Below are 18,976 nucleotides of genomic sequence, written 5' to 3' on the forward strand. Positions count from 1 at the left end.
TGGAAACGGTTAGTGAAACCAAATTACGGCACAACAAAACATTTAGTAGGGTTTTTTAAACCACTTCAGATTGTTATAGAAAAAATATTTTACCTGTTTACTTCACCAGATTTTCAAGCAGTTTTTTTTCGATATCCTTCGCGTTTAAAAGCAGCGCAGAAAATTGCGGATCTGATTTTACCAATAAAAATTTGCCGTTAGGAAGGATAATTGCGGAAGTACCACATGAGGTGTTTTCTTTGAACAACAGTTTTTTTAAAAGGCCGGAGTCGGTTTCTATTTCCAAACCTTTTGATTTTATGGGACTGAAACTTTCGCCTACTTCACGGTATTGGTAAATGGCCACTTTAGGTCTGGCTTCTGCCTTTTCGAGGATGTTTTTTTGAAATGTCCACCTTACATTATTTAAAAATTCTGCATTCTGATAACTTAAATCCTTCCAGCAGTCATCCCTGTTGAAGTCATATTTGATGATGATCGTATCTTTAAGGGTTAATCTTTGGTTCTCTTTCAGGTAAAAATGGAGAGAATCTACTTGTGCATCGGTTAATGTTCCGGCTTGATAACGTTTATCTTCATCCACATAAAGCTTAGGTGAGCAGCTGTAGATCAACACTGAAAGTGAAAGCAGGATAAATAATTGCAGCTTTGTTTTGGTAGTAGATTTCATTTTGGGAGCATTAATATCAAACTTTCCTGACCGGAGTGAGCACCGGCCAGGAAAATTCTTAATGATAAATTTATAACTAAATATTTAAGCTTAAAAATTTAATCAAATATTTGTCGCACTAAATCTGCTATCCGTTTAATATTTTGGCTTTTTCGGCATCAAATTCTTCCTGCGATAATATTCCGGCATCCAATAGTTCTTTCAAATCCAAAAGGGCTTGTTTTTTTGCTGATATGTCATTTTTTATTGGCAGAACTTCATTTTCTACGGGTACCGTTTTTAAAGGTGCATGCAGATCGCCTTTTGGCCCTGCGTTTAACAACAGTTCTGTAATTTCGTTAAAACCTTTGATGTTTGAATAATCGATTGCTTTTTGTTCTTTCACGTTAACGATGCCTGGATCTGCTAATTGTTCGAGCAGAAATTTTACGGCATCCTTTTTCCCATTGGCTGCGGCATAATGTAGCGCAGTATTGCCACTTTCATCCTGAATGTTCACATTTGCACCTTTTTCAATCAACATTTTCAGCATACTCAAATGGCCGCTTTTTGCTGCTACATGCAACATGCTTTCGCCGCCGTAACTGTAACTGTTTTCAAAAGAAAAACTTGCTGAAATGGATATGTTATTTGCGGTTTCTACCCATTCAAGATACGAATACATCGAATCATCTTTGCCCGAAAGTGGTTTTGCGTAATTTACATCAACCCCGTTGGCTAAAAATAAATCGACGATTTCTTTCTGATTATTGGCACAGGCATACCAAATTGGCGAAAGGCCATCTTTAGAAGAAACAAATACATCTGCACCTTTTTCTACCAATATTTTGGTAAGAATCCTGTTGGCATCATAACAGGCAAGTAATAATGCCGATTCGCCCGCGTGGTTAATGTGGTTAATGTTGGCACCTTTATCCAGAATGAGCTCTACCATTGGTGTATTTTTGGATTTTACGGCAAAAATTAATGGAGAATCGCCATGTTTGTTAGTGGTATTAATATTGGCGCCAAATTCCAGTAGCTTCTGCACAATTTCTTTGTTTCTCCATGCTGAGGCGACAAGTAATGGTGTTTCTGCTTCATTATTTTCGCCATCAACCTCAAGCCCTTTGTTAAGCAGTTTTTCAAGTACTTCTATCTGTCCGCTTTGCGCCGTTAAATGCAAAAGGCTATTTCCCTTTAAGTCTTTAATGTTAACCCTGGCGCCTTTATCAATTAAATAAATTGCCGTTTGTTTCTGTTTTTGTAAACAGGCAAAATATAAAGGTGTTTCCCCGGCATGGTCTTCATAATCCAGGTCGGCTCCACGGTCGATTAAAATTTGCACAAGATCTAAATAACCGCGATGGGCCGCATAATGGAGTGCGGTTCTGCCTTTTTCGTCTGTATAACCAATTTCTACTTCTCCATTTGCCAGTAAAAGTTCGGCAATTTTTCGCTTACCGCTTTCGCAGGCAATTATAAATGACATCGACATATATTAAGATTGTTTCATGAGCAGTTCAACAGTTTTTATTTTCAGGTTATCATCAGATGCAAACATTAAAGCCGTTTCATCCTTGTCGTTTGATAAAGTAACATCCGCACCGTTTTCAATCAGGAGCTTTACTTTCCGGTACGTTTCCCTGGCTTTTTCCGCTTCGTAATTTACATTATAGGCGCAAACTTTATGCAGTAGCGTATTGCCCTGGTCATCCCTTCTATTTACATCTACCCGGCCGGTTTCCAATAAAGCTTGCAATACATCTGCCTGTTTTTCGGCAATTAAGTCTAATGGTGTTTTATCTGCGCTGTACCATTTACTGGTTTGGTATAAATCTGCACCATCCTCAACCAGTTTTTTTAGAAAATTAATACTGCTTTCACTGTTCGCTATCATCCTTGTATATTCGAACAGCAGGCTTACTCCATTTTTATTGATCTGGTCGAAATCCGGTGAAGCGGAATTTCGGAGCATATCATAAATATTTTCGCTTTGCGAATGGGCCACTGCATAAAAGAAAGCAGAATTACCATCGTTATCGGTATGGTTAGGATCGGCACCATTTTCGAGCAAATGTTCAATTAAATTTTTCTTGTTAAATTTTATAGCAGCAATCAGTGGTGTTTCCTCTACCACATTGCCTTCATTAATGTCTACACCTTCATTAATCAGGATATCAATATAACCTTTTAGTAGACCGGTGATTTGTTCATCATTAAGGTTGTACCTGCGAATGCTGCTTTTCACTACCTGATGGAGATAATTTTCTTCTGCATTATTTTTAAAACCTGCACTACAACCCGCATTGATTGCCGCTTTAATTACAGCTAAACTTACACCATTTTCGAGCAGATAGCCTAATAATGTTTTGGCATTTACTTCATCATTTAAATTATCGAAATGCGTAATAAATTCGTTAAAAAATGTGATATCATCTTCGTTATCACCCAGATTGCGGACGATACTCTGGAAAATACTTTTGTCAAAATTATCGAATTCGTAGATGTCGGTTTCGATGGTTTTATCTTTCACCATCATGTTGAGGATTTCATATTGTTTCTCTCTTAAGAGGTTATCCAAAATAGATGATTTTTGATGTTCTTGGATATTTTTAGGGAGCTTTTCGCCGTTTTGCATCAGTGTTTTCGCCTCTTCGAATTTGCGGGCGTTTAACAGCTGATCTAGGGTAGGTTCGGTCATTTCAAGTAAAAAATTTAAAATAGATAGATATATAAGCTTTTGATCCTACAAAAGTTTAGCCAAAATATGAAGCAGGTAAGGTCTGTTTATGCTGAAAACTTCGCGCCATGGGTGGCAACAGATGATAAGGTCATGAAAGTTTCGCGCCTGGCAGTAACAGATCATGGGGGTCATGAAAGCTCCCTGCCGTGGGCAGCGACAGATCATGAGGGTCATGAAAGCTTCCTGCCATGGGCAGCTAAAAATCATATTAATGAATCAATTTCTGTTGTAATCACAATACGATATGATCTTTTCTTGTTTTTTGTAAGCAATTGTGGTATTGCATCGGTAAGTTTTTATCTGGATCATTTTTCTGCTACAATCCTTATCATAAATAACATTGTGATGTTCCTTAATTCATCCGATTATTTTATCTTTAGGCGATTTTAAAAATACCGGTTTGCAAACTTTGAAACCGGTTGAATAGTTAACCTTAATAAGCAAAATCAATATAATATGTCAAATACATCAAAAATTATCTACACCAAAACCGATGAGGCGCCAATGTTGGCAACCTATTCACTTTTACCTATCGTACAAGCTTTTACCGCATCAGCTGGTATTGATGTAGAAACCAGAGATATTTCTTTAGCAGGAAGAATTTTGGCAAACTTTCCTGAGTATTTAAAAGACGATCAAAAAATTGGTGACGCTTTGGGAGAGCTTGGTGCATTGGCTACCACTCCGGAAGCAAACATTATTAAATTACCAAATATCTCGGCTTCCATTCCACAATTGGTTGGTGCCATTACAGAGTTACAAGCACAGGGTTTTGCTATTCCAAATTATCCTGATAATGCGCAGAGCGACGAAGAAAAAGCAATTAAAACTAAATATGCAAAAGTTTTAGGCTCGGCTGTAAACCCTGTTTTACGTGAGGGTAACTCAGACCGTAGAGCACCTAAAGCAGTTAAAAATTACGCTAAACAAAACCCACATTCAATGGGTAAATGGTCTGCTGATTCGAAAACGAAAGTGGCCAGCATGACAGAAGGAGATTTTTATGGTTCAGAAAAATCTACAACAGTTGCAGAAGCAGGTCAGTTTAAAATTGAGTTTGTAGCTGCTGATGGTACGGTAACCGAATTAAAAGGTTTATCGCCATTAAAAGCAGGAGAGGTGATTGATAGCTCTGCATTGAGTTTATCGGCATTAAAAACTTTTGTAACAAAAGAAATTGTTGAAGCAAAAGCTGAAGGCGTTTTATTATCTGCACACTTAAAGGCTACGATGATGAAAGTTTCTGATCCGATAATTTTCGGAGCCATTGTAGAAGTTTACTTTGCAGATGTTTTTGCTAAATATGCTGATCTTTTCGCAGCACTAAACATTGATACCCGTAACGGCTTAGGTGATGTTTATGCAAAAATTGCCGGTAACGAAAAACAGGCAGAAGTTGAAGCTGCTTTAGCGCAGGCTATTGCAAACGGACCGGCTTTAGCGATGGTAAACTCTGATAAGGGAATTACCAACCTGCATGTACCAAGTGATGTGATTGTTGATGCATCTATGCCGGCAATGATCCGTACCTCGGGCCAGATGTGGAACAAAGAAGGTAAAGCGCAGGATACCATCGCATTAATTCCAGACCGTTCTTACGCTGGTGTTTATACCGCAACCATTGATGATTGTAAAGCGCATGGTGCTTTTGATGTAACCACAATAGGATCGGTGCCAAATGTTGGTTTAATGGCTCAGAAAGCTGAAGAATATGGTTCGCATGATAAAACTTTTCAGGCAGCTGGTTCAGGAATAATCCGTGTAACTGATGCTGATGGTAAAGTATTTTTTGATCAAAAGGTAGAAAAAGGCGATATTTTCCGCATGTGCCAAACCAAAGATGCTCCAATTCAGGATTGGGTTAAACTGGCTGTTAACAGGGCACGTTTATCTGAAACTCCGGCCGTTTTCTGGTTAGATGAAAATAGAGCGCACGACAGAGAAATCATCACTAAAGTAAATACTTACTTAAAAGATCATGATAATAATGGTTTAGATATCCGTATTCTGGCACCGATAGAAGCTACCAAATTTACTTTGGAGCGTATCCGTAAAGGTTTGGATACCATTTCGGTTACAGGTAACGTACTGCGTGATTATTTGACAGATTTATTCCCGATTTTAGAGTTGGGAACATCTGCTAAAATGCTTTCTATTGTTCCTTTAATGAATGGCGGTGGTTTGTTTGAGACCGGTGCCGGTGGTTCTGCCCCAAAACATATTGAGCAGTTTATTGAAGAAGGTTATTTACGTTGGGATTCGTTGGGAGAATTCCTTGCCCTTCAGGCTTCTTTAGAGCACTTGTCTCAAACACAAAATAATGCAAAAGCGCAGGTATTGGCCGATGCTTTAGATGAGGCTAATGCAAAATTCTTGGCAACAGATAAATCTCCAGGCAGAAAGTTAGGTACTATCGATAACCGTGGTTCTCATTTCTATTTGGCTTTATACTGGGCTGAAGCATTAGCAGCACAAACCAAGGATGCTGATTTACAAGCTAGATTTGCGCCATTGGCTAAAACGCTATTGGAAAACGAAGCGAAAATCAATGAAGAATTAATCGGTTCGCAAGGTAAGCCTCAAAACATTGGCGGTTATTACAACCCTAATGATGAATTGGCAAGCAAGGCAATGCGCCCTAGTGGAACCTTAAATACTTCTTTGGCTAGTTTATAAGCTGAGTCGTCAACTTTAATATGCTTCTGGCATGGAAGCTTGACAACTCTTGAAATATTTAGCGTCCTGATTTAAAAGTCAGGGCGCTTTTTTTATGATGGGTTTTTCAGCTTTAATAGCTATTTGTTAGCGGGTTGATTGCATTTGGAAAGCGGATACAGAAGCATTTGGGTTGCAGCAGTCCCGCTCCCGCTTCTGCTCCCGATGAAGAATCGGGAGCATCCCGCTTTGATCGGGTTTAGGTGGATTGGCCCAGAAGGTACTATTTGCGTTGACGTATCCATCGGTCTGTTTCCCCATAAACCGATAGCAGAATGATATACTTTCAAGATAGTAATTTTTAGACGCTTTGCTGCGTGAGGGATAGCAACGGAAAGCCCACAGCTCTCCCGACATTAAATCGGTATTCATCGGGCGAGGACTTGGAGTGTATAGCCCGACCCTTGCGCAGCTTGGGGCACGCCCAAATGATATTAACAATTAAAAAATCTATCCATCTGAACTAAAGAAGTATTTCAAAAACAATCTAAAACCTCCACAGCAAGATTAAGATCGACAAGTTTTCATTTAGCATTCACCTTAATTTTAGTATTGTTAATTGCCAAACAAACCTTATTTAAATCCTTTTGTTATATCACTATAAATTAAAGGAGATATATATCATGGAAATTAACGAGAATAAAGGATCGCAGGATAAAATACACAGCACTACAGAAAACAGCGAAATAAATAAGGAAAACCTTTCTTACGATGAGAATAAACAGAGTTACGAACTTGATGTGAAAGGTACGGATGAAGATTATGATCATCCGATGGGATATGAAACGGTAGCAGCTGGTGCCAAAGATGACGATTCTACTTATGATGAAGCCAACCCTTACATTGGTGATGAATACGCACGCGATGAAGAAGTTGCTGAAGATAATTTAGAAGAGTTGGGCATGCATGTGGATAATGGCGAAAGTGTAAAATTAAGTCCTGAAGATGAAATTCTTGCCCGCACACCTGAAGATAACCGCGATGATTTGGATGAGGAAGGTTATCCTATTAACGATACCCCTGAAATTAACTAGGCATATCAATATTTAAACTAAATTCTCTTAGGAATTAGAGCTAAGAACGCAAAATTGACTACGGATTAATATCTAGATTAAACCTTCTGCGCAATTCATCAAGCTTAGGGTTTTTATTTACCAGGTAGTCGTACTTTTCGCGATTACCGTAAAGCCTGTTTTCAATTTTGCGTTCCATTAGTTTGTAAGTAACTTCTACACCGAAATTGCGGAGTTCATTCCTCAGGAAATTTAACAGCTCTACCGATTCTTGCTGCACAAGGTGTTCCTGGGTTTTGCTTTCAACAGAAATTTCGATCAGTTCGGGGTTTAAAAGCGTTGGGGCAAAATTATTTAAAATGGTAAAAAGATTAATCCGATCGGTAGCCTTCATCTTTTGGGTAAAGGCATTCCAAACTTCCAGTAAACGGTCGTAACTGAATGGTTCTCTGGCATCGCCGGTAACTTTTTTAGGTCCGTCATCATCATCGCCCTGGGCTACACGTTCCAGATCATTTAATGAAGGAATAAGTGTGCTTATCGCATTTGCCTTTGGGATATTAATGCTAATGGAGGTGGCAGATGGTGGAGGACTAACCCTTGGTGTTTCTTTCGCTTTATCTGCTATAGCAATGCTGGCTGAAACCGGATTTTTAGCTATTGGAGTAGGCGTAGAAGCAATGGTTTCGCTTTCTGCTTTTGGCTTTGGTGTTTCAACCTGCCCGGCTACGACATTAGTTTTTTTTTATCCTGATCTCCGTCAGTTGCTGTGTTACTCGTATTTAAAGGTTGTTGTGCTAAATTGACGACAGACCGGATATGGCACATTTTAATTAATGCCAGTTCTACCTGTAAACGTTGGTTTTTAGAATTTTTATAATTTAAATCGCAGGTATTGGCCAGGTTTAAGGCAGTTAAAAGGAACGAAAGTTCTGTTTGCCGGCACTGATCGAGATATTTTTGCTTAATATTTTCGCTAACTTCTAAAAGTTTAATGGTTGATGCATCTTTACCTACCAATAAATTACGGAAGTGAGAAGCCAGGCCATTAATAAAATTATTTCCATCAAAACCGTTGTTCAGAATCTCATCAAACAAAAGTAAGGTTTGGCTAACTTCTGCTGCGGTTAAATAAGAGGTAAGTTTAAAAAAGTAATCGTAATCAAGAATGTTCAGGTTATCGATTACTGCCTTATAAGTGATATTCTTATTGGCATAACTGGCAATCTGGTCAAACATAGAAAGTGCATCACGCAAACCGCCATCTGCTTTTTGAGCAATGATATGTAAACCATCACTTTCAAATGCGATATTTTCGCGTTGGGCAATGGTTGATAGGTGATTGGCAATATCTTCTACCTGAATACGGTTGAAATCAAAAATCTGACAACGCGATAAAATAGTCGGCAGGATTTTATGTTTCTCCGTAGTAGCCAATATAAAAATGGCATAAGAAGGCGGTTCTTCCAAAGTTTTCAGAAAGGCATTAAATGCACTTTGCGATAACATGTGAACCTCATCAATAATATAGATTTTATATTTCCCCGCTTGTGGCGGTATACGTACCTGCTCAATTAAACTACGGATATCATCAACAGAGTTGTTTGATGCCGCATCTAATTCGTGCACATTGAAAGAATGTCCGTTCTGGAAAGAAAGACAGTTGTCGCATTGGCCGCAGGCTTCCATCTCTGCTGTAGGGTTGGTACAGTTTATGGTTTTTGCCAGGATACGGGCACAGGTTGTTTTACCCACACCACGCGGACCGCAAAATAAAAATGCCTGCGCAAGCTGGTTGTTTTTGATGGCATTTTTCAGCGTACCTGTAATATGCTGCTGGCCAACTACGGTTTCGAAGGTGGCTGGGCGGTATTTACGGGCAGAAACAATAAAATTTTCCATCGGCACGAAAATAGGAAAAATATAGGTGTTTTAAGATTGAAAAGTTGGAATGTGGAAAAGTTGGAATACTGAAATGATTTACAAAAGATTGCGTAACATTTAAGGCTAAAATTAATCTAACCGTAAAACTTTATAAATGAGAATATTAATTTTTATTAGCGCAATGTTGTTGTCTTTTTCGGGCGCTTTGATGGCACAGGTTGACACCATAAATGCTCAAAACCATAAACTGGTGATGAGCAATCTGAAAGAAGGAAAAAACAGCTACCTGGTTTATATGGCTGATTCTTTAGAAACCAAACGTACTGTTGGAGATTTATGGGAAAGAACAATTGCTTTTAAAAAGAGAGATAAAAATGAAATTGTAGAATTTGGTTGGAAATGGCTTCATGGTGATTCACTTTTGGCCACAATAACCAACATCTGTGATAAAAAGACGCTTGCGCCAATTTATCATTATGCCAATTATAAACGCAGAGGTGTTTTTGCCTACGATTATAAAACTGGCATGATGCAGCCATCTGATACCGTGAAAAATAATGATGCAATTAAGAAAGGGCCGGTTAAATTGGATATTCCGGTCATTTCATGGGAGCAGGATTTAGAAACTTATGCGTTATTGCCAATTAAAAAAGTTGGCCAGCAATTTGATATTTCCTTTTTTGATCCCAACGAAAAATCAGCAACTTACCATCGTTATGTAGTAACTGGTAAGGATAGTTTAAAATTGAATGCAGATTCATCAGTTAATTGCTGGCTGCTTAAAATTAATTACAGCAAAGACAGTTATGCCATTTTCTGGCTAACCGAAAAATCGAAAGAGGTGATTAAGATGAAAGAATACTATAAGGGTAATTATAGAATAAAGGTTAAACAATACTGATCCTTTTAATAATGCAAGTTATAAAACTGTTTATAGCTTGCATCAAATGCATCAAAACTCCCGTAAGTGAGTGCTATCGCTTTTTCGGTATCATAACCCTGTGAAGTTAGCTTGATGATGTTTTTTAATGCTGCAGTTCTTTTATTTTTAACAAAATAATAGATCATACTGTAGGCGGTATTGTAGTTGTCATCAATCCCATGCCCGTAAAAAGCACCATCATAAATCCTGAAAAACGTTTTTAACCGCTCGGTATCCTTATAAGCTAAACCCGACTTTATACTTTTGATCCGGTTGCTTTGCGGGTAAGAATATAAATTTCCTTCACTGTCAAAATCCAGGGTTTCAAAAAACTCAGCCAGTCCTTCATTTAACCATTTAGGTGCTTTTTGATAATTATACTGGAAAATACTATGACTGGCTTCATGCAATGCCACTGGGATAAAATCGCCACTCTTCATAATAAAGGCCTGGTTTATTGCCGGAATATAAAAACCAGTGGTTGACGGTGCATTGTACTTGCTTTTTTCTACACGGTAATCCTTTGATTTTCCATAAAGATTTATTTTAACCGGTACCGAGATATTTTCTCTGGTTTCGAAAATTTCGTTGCAGAACATCCGCTCGTAAGCGATCAGTTTTTCAATTTTCTTCTGTTCCGAATCACTTATTTTGCAGTTTACCAGATTGATTTCTACATATTGGGCATGTAACGTTATGCCGATTAGATTAGATATTAACAATAAAAAGAGCGTTTTCATATTTTGTTTATTTGATTACTGATTTTAATTCATGTCTGTATTCTGATGCACTTTTGCCTGTAAATTCCTTAAACAATTTATTAAAATGGCTAAAATTGTTAAAACCGCTCTCATAAGATATATTTGCAATGCTAATGGGTTTTTCAGCCAGAAGTTTAGAAGCATGCACCACACGGTACTCGTTTACAAAATGCGTAAAGGTTTTTTTGGTAATTTTTTTAAAATAGCGGCAAAATGATGGCACTGTCATGCTCGACATTTCTGCAACGTGCTGTAAACTGATCTGGTCTTGAAAATGATCTTTTACATAATTGAAAATCATATTGATGCGGTCATTATCCTGCACCTGCATTTCCATGGAGAACCCATCGGCATTTAAAATTTTATAGTCTTTGGCGTTTTCAAGTTCCTTTAATACACTCAGCAGCGTTAAAAGCCTTTCAAATGGAGCTTGGTCGTCCATCAATTCAATTTTATCGCCAACCGCACTTTTGGTACCGCTGCCAAAAGCAATGCCCGCCTTTGATTTGTCAAACAATTCCTGAATTCCCTTAATTTCTTGCAGTCCTAAAAAAGCGGAACCCAAAAAATCAGGTTTCATCTGGATTACGGTTTCGTTTTTGTTCCCGGTATTGGTATCGGTAAAACCACAATGAGGAAGGTTGCTGCCGATTAAAATCAGGTCACCCTCTGTATAGTATGAAACATGGCTACCGATCTGCCGCTTCCCGGCGCCGCCGTTCACAAAAACCATTTCTATTTCGGGATGGTAATGCCAGAGATGCGCCATGTTGTTGGCATTCTCTACATATTTAGAATAGTAGAACGAACTTCCGAAAGAAGGCTCTACCACTTCGAAACTTGGCTTCATTGTTTTATAATTTATCTTACTAAAATAAGGAAAAAATATGCTTCATTCTAATTTATGGCAAAATAGTGGTGTATTGCGGGTAATATAGCATAGAAAGTGGAAAATATGCAATCATCTATATTTCAGTTGCCTCTATACCTTAGTACCATCATATAATGATTAACTCTTTAAAAATATTGGTTATGAAAAAGTTCTTAAAAATCGGTTTAATAGCAGCGTTATTTTTTACTGCTACGGGTGTTCACGCTAACGATGATAATTTTACTTTAAAAGTAAAAGGTGAAAAAGATAAATATATCCGTTTTTCTGTAGATAAAGCAGAGGATGTAAATTTATCACTTATTGGTTCAGATGAAGAAGTTCTGTTTGAAGAAAAGATTCATGCTTCGGCTGCTTCAAGCAAAATTTATGATTTAAATGCGCTTCCTGACGGAAACTACGTGCTTAAAGTAGAGTCGGATGTAAAATTGGCCAAATATACAGTAACGATTAAAAATGGTGAGGCAATTGTATCTGAGCCAAAATTATCAAATATCTTTAAACCTGTTTACACTCAAAATGATCAGGTGATTACGCTTAACCTGGATAACCTGGATAAAAACCCGATTGAAGTTAAAGTATACAACGAGTACAATGATGAGGTTTACAACGAAGTGTTTAAAGACAAAGCACAGTTGACCAAAAAATTCAATATCAGTAAAACAGATTCAAAAGAATTAACCTTTGTGGTTAAGTTTAAAGATGAAAGTTTTGTTAAAACGATTCAAACTTATTAAACAATACTGCTAATTGATGTTGGGAGATTGTCGGATAGATAGTCTCCCTTTTTTTATTTAAGGTGGTTGAATCTAAGATTTGAGACATTGTATATTAACATATCTCACCTGCGATTCTTTAGTTTACCTATTCGCTTAGGTTTATCTCTCATCATTCCTGGCCAATAGTATTTCTTTCGGTATAAAATCTTATTAATCATTTGATTTTAAGAAATATATTGTTACTTTTGCATCCCCGTAATATACCTCGGGATTAAAAAATTAAAAACATAATTTATAACAATGAATCAGTACGAAACTGTTATCGTTCTAACCCCTTTGTTATCAGAAGAAGTTGCTAAAGAGGCATTAGCCAAATATAAAGCAGTTCTTGTTGATAATGGAGCCGAAATTGTCCAAGAGGATAATTGGGGTTTGAGAAAATTAGCGTATCCAATTGAGAAAAAATCAAACGGATTCTTCAGCTTAACTGAATACAAATCTTCAGGTGAGTTGATCGCAAAATTAGAGCTCGAATTAAAACGTGATGAGCGTGTGTTACGTTTCTTAACAATCCGTTTAGACAAACACGCTATTGCTTACAATGAGAAAAAGCGTAGTGGTGCTTTTAACAAAAAAACTAAGGAGGTTGCAGCGTAATGGCAAGAGAACAAATACAATACGTAACCGCCCCTAAAGTAGAGGATAACCGTAAAAAATATTGCCGTTTCAAGAAAAACGGAATTAAATACATCGATTACAAGGATGCAAATTTCTTGTTGAAATTTATTAACGATCAAGGTAAATTATTACCACGCCGTTTAACTGGTACTTCGTTAAAATTCCAACGTAAAGTGGCTCAGGCAGTTAAACGTGCCCGTCATATCGGTTTGTTACCTTTCGTTGCTGATCAATTAAAATAGGAGGCTAGAGATATGGAAATTATTTTAAAACAAGATATTAAAGGCCTTGGTGAGAAAGATGATGTAGTTACAGTAAAGCCAGGTTATGGCCGTAACTATTTAATCCCTCAAGGATTTGGAGCATTGGCTACTTCTTCTGCTAAAAAAGTTTTAGCAGAAAACTTAAAGCAAGCTGCTTTCAAACAAGATAAAATTAAGAAAGATGCTGAAGGTGTTGCTGAGCGTTTAACTGATGTTAAACTTTCTATCGGTGCTAAAGCTGGCGAAAGCGGAAAAATCTTTGGAGCGGTTAATACCATCCAGATTGCTGAAGCATTAAAAGCACAAGGCTTTGATGTAGACCGTCGTCGTATTACTTTCGAAACTGAACCAAAATTTGTTGGCGAATATGTTGCTAACTTAAACTTACACAAAGAAGTTAAAGTTCAGGTTCCTTTCGAAGTAATTGCTGAATAAGCATTCTTTAACGAATCAATTAAAAGTCCCGATGCAAATCGGGACTTTTTTTATGATCTAATCAATAGATTTTAGGATGATGTTATAGGCTTTATTCTGTAGTTTATTCAAGAGGTATCGTAAACGCCATAATCTGTGTTTTGTAACAAAGTCAGGGCATATTTGCTTTAATCTTGTAACAAAGTCAGGGCATTTGATGTTGAGTTGATAGAATTTGCAAAACTTAAGTCAATATTAAATTGATGCAGTAATGAAAACAATAACCTGCGGAAATAATAAATCCCCGCAAGTTCAATGAATAAGCTGTATAGAAAATTATCCTTCAGTTAGCCTTTAGGCGTTGTTGGCCTGATTTCTACCTTACTAGGCAATGTTCGGGCTGGCATAGCCAATAAATCAACAATAAGTTTGCCCATATCCTCCGGCTGAATTTTCCAGGCGTCATTTTCTGAATCGGGTTGATGATCATTGAAATGGCTTGCTACCGAACCCGGCATAATTGTGCTTACCTTTACACCATATTTCCTTAAATCAAGCATCACCGATTGGGTAAAACCTGTTAAACCAAACTTACTGGCATTGTAGGCCGATCCTCCGGCAAAAAAGTTTGTTCCTGCCAAGCTTGAAATGGTAAAGATATGTCCGTTTGTTCTTTTAATTTCATCAACCGTAGCCTTGATGCTGTAAAAAACACCTGTTAGGTTCGTATCAATGGTTTCCTTCCATAAATCAATACTTAATTCATCAATAGGCGCAAAATGACCTATTCCAGCATTGGCGATGAGTACATCTAACTGGCCCCATTTTTCCAGAATTAGGTTAACTGCTTCCTGCTGAGAAGTGAAATTGGCAACATCTGCCTCAATGGCCAATACATCGCCATGAGCTACAAGATGAGATGCGGCTTCATTTGCGCTTGCAATTGTTCTGCTGGTTATGGCTACCTTGTAACCGTTTTTTAGGAGGGCTTCGGCAATACCAAAACCGATTCCCTTACTTCCTCCTGTAATTAGTGCAACTTTCATGCTCTTGTAACGTATGATATCGAAAAATGTTTAATTAGATTTTTTGTTGCCCTGGTGAGGAAGTTCCATAATCTGGATATCCTTAAAATCGACAGGCTGACCTTCGCTTTGCAAGGCAATGAAGCCCTGCTTAAGCGCTTTACCATCAATCTTTATTTTCGGATCGTAACGGTTGGCTACACCTCCGCCAATTTGAGGTTTGCTGTATTGTAAAACAGTATCTCCGTTGATAATGTGTGTAACCAGCGAATCGCCCATAACAATTAGCTCTGCTGATACCCACTGATCGCCATCGTAGGTTTTGGATTTTGAATCAAGGCAATGGCCGTCGTATAATTTACCCTGATAAAAAATATCAGTTCCAGGTGAGCACATGTTTCCGGTAGGGCGGGGCCTTCCATCACTCAAACCTCCTAAAAACTGCATTTCAATCGAAATTGGCCAATCCTGCTCCTTGGGCATTGTTTTCGGATCTTGGGAGTGAAACATTAGCCCACTGTTGCGTAAAGTATAACTTGGGGCACCTTTTTGCAGTTCGCCAACAAAACGGTATTTTAATTTGAGGTGATAATAAGAAAATGGTGTTTTATAATAAAGATGGCCGAACTGATCATTAAAATCACCGTATTGATCATAACGAACATGTATTATTCCGTTTTCCACCCTAAAAGTATTTCCAAAATTTACGTTGTAATCGTGGTGGTGAATTTTTACATTCCAGTCTTTAATGTCTTTTCCGTTAAAAAGTGTTATCCATTTTTCTGATCTGTTTGTGATATTTTTGCTTGTACTGCAGCTCCATAAAGTAACAGCAAGAATGAGGTAAAATAGTTTTTTCATTCGGTTGATTTTTTTTGGGGTAAGTTTGAAAATCTGAATCACAAAATACATAAACAAAGTGATTTTAATTTGAATTAAGGGTTTACAACGATAATTTTGCAGGAGCGTTTTATTTCTGGTTGCTTTAAATATTTTTTTTATCATTCACCGCTCCGGTACTTCCCATCTTCCGCCGCTTTAATTACCTTTGCCCCATGGCGAAAACCCGAACAAGCAAAACCAAAAATAAGACAAAACATCCCCTCCTTAAAAGGATTACCAACATTGCCACAAAGGTATTTTTATATTTTTTGCTGGTTTCGGTATTTTGGGTAATTGCGTTGCGTTTTATCAATCCGCCAATTACGCTTTTAATGGTATTGCGAAACATTGAGCGTAAGGCCGACGGAAAGCCGTTTAAAACTGAAAAAAAGTGGGTAAAGTTCGAGGATATGTCTGATAACATGAAACGGGCAGCGGTATCAGCAGAAGATCAACTCTTTTTAAAGCATATCGGTTTTGATATGAAGGCCATCGAAAAAGCTTTCGCCAGCAACGCAAAAGGTAAAAAAGTAAAGGGTGGAAGTACTATTTCACAACAAACTGCTAAAAATGTTTTTTTATGGCCTGGCAGATCATGGATCAGGAAAGGATTTGAAGCCTATTTTACGCTATTGATCGAGATTTTTTGGAGTAAAGAAAGAATTTTAGAGGTTTACTTAAATGTTATCGAGATGGGCGATGGCATTTACGGTGCCGAGGCTGCTGCACAGGAGTATTATGGTAAATCGTGTACCAAATTAACCAAAAAGCAAGCTGCATTAATCGCTTCCTGTTTTCCAAACCCAAGAAGGTGGACACCAAAGAATGCAACTCCGTACATCAGGCACCGCCAGTATTTAATTCTTAGAAATATGAACAGGCTCGGGCCGCTTGATTTTTAATGATTAAATTGTGAATCAGTGAATAATTGATTAATCGTGGTCTTTATTCCATCTGATCTTTATTCCGCCTTTATCATCATCAACAGCTTTTAAATGCAGTACGATACCGCGCATTCGGGCTTCCCGTTTTTCTGCTTTGGTCAGATTTTCATCTCCTTTAGGGTTTCTCAGCGGAATATCCATGGCTACGTTTGTACCCTCGCCCAGCGCATATGTACCTTTTACATTGAAATTTAATGCGCTGGAATTTACCAGCATCGGACTGATTTCTACTTTATCGCCTTTAATAGTGAGTGTTCCATCCAGGTTTTTAATTTCAACATTTGATAAATTCCGGTTTGCAAAAGCAAACTTTCCAACTTTAACCATTGGATCAAAATTAACAAGTGCTGCGTTGTTCAGATTGAAAACCACTTTGCCATTGATTGATCTGGGAAGAATTTTTCCGGTATGGGATATTTTGCCGGAAATGTTAACCAACGAGGATAAGTAACCTTTTAAATTTTTGTTTGTAATGGTATTCTGTCCGAAATTATCAAAGGAATAGAAGAAGTCTTTAACGCTCACATGGCTGATCTTTGAATTGATCTTAAAACTATTTGAGGCAGCTTCCTGCATAATATTCCCGTCTAAAGATAGTTGTCCGCCAGCATGGGCCACACTTATCTTATTAAAGAATATGCCGCCACCACGTAAAGAGATGTCTGCATCGAGGTTTTTAGCCAGGAAATTATTGTAAATGGCTTTATCGACCGTTAAACGGATATTCATTTTCGAAACTTCGAGCACATTGCTCAGTTCCTTGGAAACTACTTTTTTATTTCCACCTGACTGTGTTTTTTTTGCAGTTCTTGGACCTAAAAAAGGTAAAAATTCTTTCAGGTACAATTGTGGACTCGACATTTTCAGGTTAACCAATATTTTTTCAGGCGCAGTGTAGTAAAGGTTGGCAAAATTGGCAATACTACAGCTTACATTCAGCTCGCTTTTGCCAAGCTGGAAATGCCCGTTCTGTATTGATAAATCATTTTGGTTGAACTTGATATTCAGGGCACTTTTTACCAAATGGAGCTTTCTGGGAATATACAATATATCAGCATCTGCAATTGCTATTTTTCCTGAAACAACAGGCTTTGTAAACCTGAAATTATCAATATCGGCTTTGCAATATAACCGCAGGTTTGCGGTTCCGTTTTTAAATTCAAAGTCATTTGTACCCAATGAATTGTTGAGGTTCGATAGTGGAAACTGTGAAGTAACCAATCCGGTGGCAATCGGTCGCGAGAGATTATTAACGGTAAAAGTATCGATTTTGAGCGGTGCATTAAAGTATTTTGCGGTAAGCCTGTGAAACTTAATGGAGGAGTTTTCATCCCCGATAACACCACCAACGGTATCCCGGTTGGTAAAAGATCCATCAAAATTGCAGTCTGTTAATTTACCCGCCGGAATTGAAACGATATTGTTCCGCACTGTTATCCCTACCTTAATCAAAGGATCGCCATATTTCCCTGAACCGTCATCAACAATATTGCCTCGTATGTTTACCGGTTTTTCGATTCCGAATTTCAACAATTTAGAAGAAATATTAGGGGATAAAAGTAAAGCAACGTCTTTGAACAATATATCATCCACAGCGATGCTGATGGCGAATGCAGACTTGTCAAGTTCAATTTTAGCACCGATTTTGAAAGGATGGTTGTCTATGTTCAGTATTTCAGGGCTCAATATAACAGCATCCAAATCACGACTGTAATGTGCCTTGAGCGTTCCGCTTAACGTTTTATCTTTCAAAAAGCTGCCCTTTCGTGTATTAAATGCGAAACTATTTACCTTCGTGGCCAGTTTAATTTTACCTGTCCAGCCGCTATCCGGATACTCCATTCTACCCTGGATCTGATCGATGTTGAAATTAAAGAGTTTGAAGCGTTTTTTGTTATCCAATACAAGGTTTACTTTATTAAAATCTATTTTCTTGATTTCCAGTGCAGATGATTTGGAGCTGGATTTCTCTTCTGTTTTGGGTTTACTTTTAAAAATACTGGTATTGCTGTAGCCTGTAGTATCAGTGTAGATGTATATATCCGCATTGTTTATGGCAATCTGTTTAATGTTAATGTTGCCTACAATAAGCGAAAGTACATTTAAGGATACATCTATATCCTGCGCTTTCAATAGGTCGTGCTTATGTTGTGCCCATAAACTGTCTCTCAATAAAACCCCGTTTAATGATACCGAAACTCCCGGAAAACTTTTCAAAAGCGTGGGTTCCATACCCGTTGCGGTAATTTTTCCGTTTAGGTTTTTATTCAGCTGGGATAGGATGGAGGCGAGTACTTCCTTTTTATTTCTGCTAATGTAAAATGCGCCTGCCAACCAGGTCAATATAATCAGGATAACAAAAACCGATAGGATTTTTAAAGAGATTTTGAGCCAGCGCTTCATACACATTAGTTGAGTTAACCAATATAATGTTTTTTGCGCGCTAATTGTTTGGTGCTGAATTAAAAATAA

General features: G+C 37.8%; 19 protein-coding genes. 9 read left to right on the forward strand and 10 right to left on the reverse strand.

What is annotated here, in order from left to right; all coding sequences use genetic code 11:
• Positions 1-97: 97 nt before the first annotated feature.
• The 3 genes from ACZZZW_RS09340 to ACZZZW_RS09350 all read right to left on the reverse strand — a co-directional run bounded on the left by ACZZZW_RS09340 (position 98) and on the right by ACZZZW_RS09350 (position 3,353).
• Positions 98-670, reverse strand: coding sequence for a hypothetical protein (locus ACZZZW_RS09340; protein ID WP_463493046.1), 573 nt, complete (start codon positions 668-670; stop codon positions 98-100).
• Positions 671-797: 127 nt separating this feature from the next.
• Positions 798-2,141, reverse strand: a complete 1,344-nt coding sequence (locus ACZZZW_RS09345) for an ankyrin repeat domain-containing protein (protein ID WP_463493047.1) — start codon at positions 2,139-2,141, stop codon at positions 798-800.
• 9 nt (positions 2,142-2,150) lie between these two features.
• A complete protein-coding gene (locus tag ACZZZW_RS09350) occupies positions 2,151-3,353 on the reverse strand; it encodes an ankyrin repeat domain-containing protein (protein ID WP_463493048.1) in 1,203 nt (400 codons plus the stop codon).
• Between the two features lie 66 nt (positions 3,354-3,419).
• Between ACZZZW_RS09350 and ACZZZW_RS09355 the strand changes: the two genes are divergently transcribed.
• From ACZZZW_RS09355 to ACZZZW_RS09365, 3 genes are all read left to right on the forward strand, one after another.
• Positions 3,420-3,785: a hypothetical protein gene (locus tag ACZZZW_RS09355; protein ID WP_463493049.1), complete on the forward strand. Its 366-nt coding sequence runs from the start codon at positions 3,420-3,422 to the stop codon at positions 3,783-3,785.
• A 66-nt stretch (positions 3,786-3,851) separates the two neighbouring features.
• Positions 3,852-6,071 carry an NADP-dependent isocitrate dehydrogenase gene (locus ACZZZW_RS09360; RefSeq protein WP_463493050.1) on the forward strand — a complete coding sequence of 740 codons (2,220 nt, stop codon included), beginning with the start codon at positions 3,852-3,854 and terminating at the stop codon, positions 6,069-6,071.
• 662 nt (positions 6,072-6,733) lie between these two features.
• Positions 6,734-7,144: a hypothetical protein gene (locus ACZZZW_RS09365; RefSeq protein ID WP_055915025.1), complete on the forward strand. Its 411-nt coding sequence runs from the start codon at positions 6,734-6,736 to the stop codon at positions 7,142-7,144.
• Positions 7,145-7,202: 58 nt separating this feature from the next.
• Here the strand turns inward: ACZZZW_RS09365 and ACZZZW_RS09370 are convergent, their stop codons facing one another.
• Both ACZZZW_RS09370 and ACZZZW_RS09375 read right to left on the reverse strand, forming a co-directional pair.
• Positions 7,203-7,517, reverse strand: a complete 315-nt coding sequence (locus ACZZZW_RS09370) for a hypothetical protein (protein ID WP_463493051.1) — start codon at positions 7,515-7,517, stop codon at positions 7,203-7,205.
• 332 nt (positions 7,518-7,849) lie between these two features.
• On the reverse strand, positions 7,850-9,025 hold the full coding sequence (locus ACZZZW_RS09375; RefSeq protein WP_463493052.1) for a DNA polymerase III subunit gamma/tau: 1,176 nt from the start codon (positions 9,023-9,025) through the stop codon (positions 7,850-7,852).
• Between the two features lie 136 nt (positions 9,026-9,161).
• Here ACZZZW_RS09375 and ACZZZW_RS09380 point away from each other — a divergent pair, with 136 nt between their 5' ends.
• Positions 9,162-9,908: a DUF3108 domain-containing protein gene (locus ACZZZW_RS09380; protein WP_463493053.1), complete on the forward strand. Its 747-nt coding sequence runs from the start codon at positions 9,162-9,164 to the stop codon at positions 9,906-9,908.
• Between the two features lie 5 nt (positions 9,909-9,913).
• On the opposite strand, the gene ACZZZW_RS09385 is transcribed toward ACZZZW_RS09380, so the two are convergent.
• A complete protein-coding gene (locus ACZZZW_RS09385) occupies positions 9,914-10,669 on the reverse strand; it encodes a DUF1570 domain-containing protein (protein ID WP_463493054.1) in 756 nt (251 codons plus the stop codon).
• A 7-nt stretch (positions 10,670-10,676) separates the two neighbouring features.
• Positions 10,677-11,540 (reverse strand): AraC family transcriptional regulator, encoded by an 864-nt coding sequence (locus ACZZZW_RS09390; protein WP_055915013.1) that lies wholly within the window; start codon positions 11,538-11,540, stop codon positions 10,677-10,679.
• A 182-nt stretch (positions 11,541-11,722) separates the two neighbouring features.
• Here ACZZZW_RS09390 and ACZZZW_RS09395 point away from each other — a divergent pair, with 182 nt between their 5' ends.
• From ACZZZW_RS09395 to rplI, 4 genes are all read left to right on the forward strand, one after another.
• Positions 11,723-12,316, forward strand: a complete 594-nt coding sequence (locus ACZZZW_RS09395) for a hypothetical protein (RefSeq protein ID WP_463493055.1) — start codon at positions 11,723-11,725, stop codon at positions 12,314-12,316.
• A gap of 282 nt (positions 12,317-12,598) precedes the next feature.
• The gene (gene rpsF / locus ACZZZW_RS09400; protein WP_055915007.1) at positions 12,599-12,955 is read left to right on the forward strand and encodes a 30S ribosomal protein S6; all 357 of its coding nucleotides are present in this window, start codon (positions 12,599-12,601) and stop codon (positions 12,953-12,955) included.
• Positions 12,955-13,218, forward strand: coding sequence for a 30S ribosomal protein S18 (rpsR, locus tag ACZZZW_RS09405; protein ID WP_010599582.1), 264 nt, complete (start codon positions 12,955-12,957; stop codon positions 13,216-13,218). Before rpsF ends, rpsR begins: the two co-directional genes overlap by 1 nt.
• A gap of 12 nt (positions 13,219-13,230) precedes the next feature.
• Entirely contained in the window at positions 13,231-13,674 is a 444-nt protein-coding gene (gene rplI, locus ACZZZW_RS09410) for a 50S ribosomal protein L9 (RefSeq protein WP_025144599.1), read from the forward strand.
• 326 nt (positions 13,675-14,000) lie between these two features.
• On the opposite strand, the gene ACZZZW_RS09415 is transcribed toward rplI, so the two are convergent.
• Together ACZZZW_RS09415 and ACZZZW_RS09420 are read right to left on the reverse strand one after the other, a co-directional pair.
• Positions 14,001-14,699 carry an SDR family oxidoreductase gene (locus ACZZZW_RS09415; protein ID WP_055915005.1) on the reverse strand — a complete coding sequence of 233 codons (699 nt, stop codon included), beginning with the start codon at positions 14,697-14,699 and terminating at the stop codon, positions 14,001-14,003.
• 30 nt (positions 14,700-14,729) lie between these two features.
• Positions 14,730-15,539 (reverse strand): 3-keto-disaccharide hydrolase, encoded by an 810-nt coding sequence (locus ACZZZW_RS09420; RefSeq protein ID WP_463493056.1) that lies wholly within the window; start codon positions 15,537-15,539, stop codon positions 14,730-14,732.
• 194 nt (positions 15,540-15,733) lie between these two features.
• On the opposite strand from ACZZZW_RS09420, the gene mtgA reads away from it, so the two are divergent.
• Entirely contained in the window at positions 15,734-16,462 is a 729-nt protein-coding gene (mtgA, locus tag ACZZZW_RS09425) for a monofunctional biosynthetic peptidoglycan transglycosylase (RefSeq protein ID WP_463493057.1), read from the forward strand.
• 30 nt (positions 16,463-16,492) lie between these two features.
• On the opposite strand, the gene ACZZZW_RS09430 is transcribed toward mtgA, so the two are convergent.
• Entirely contained in the window at positions 16,493-18,907 is a 2,415-nt protein-coding gene (locus ACZZZW_RS09430) for an AsmA family protein (RefSeq protein WP_463493058.1), read from the reverse strand.
• Positions 18,908-18,976 lie beyond the last annotated feature (69 nt).

This window comes from Pedobacter sp. AC379 (genome assembly GCF_979258145.1).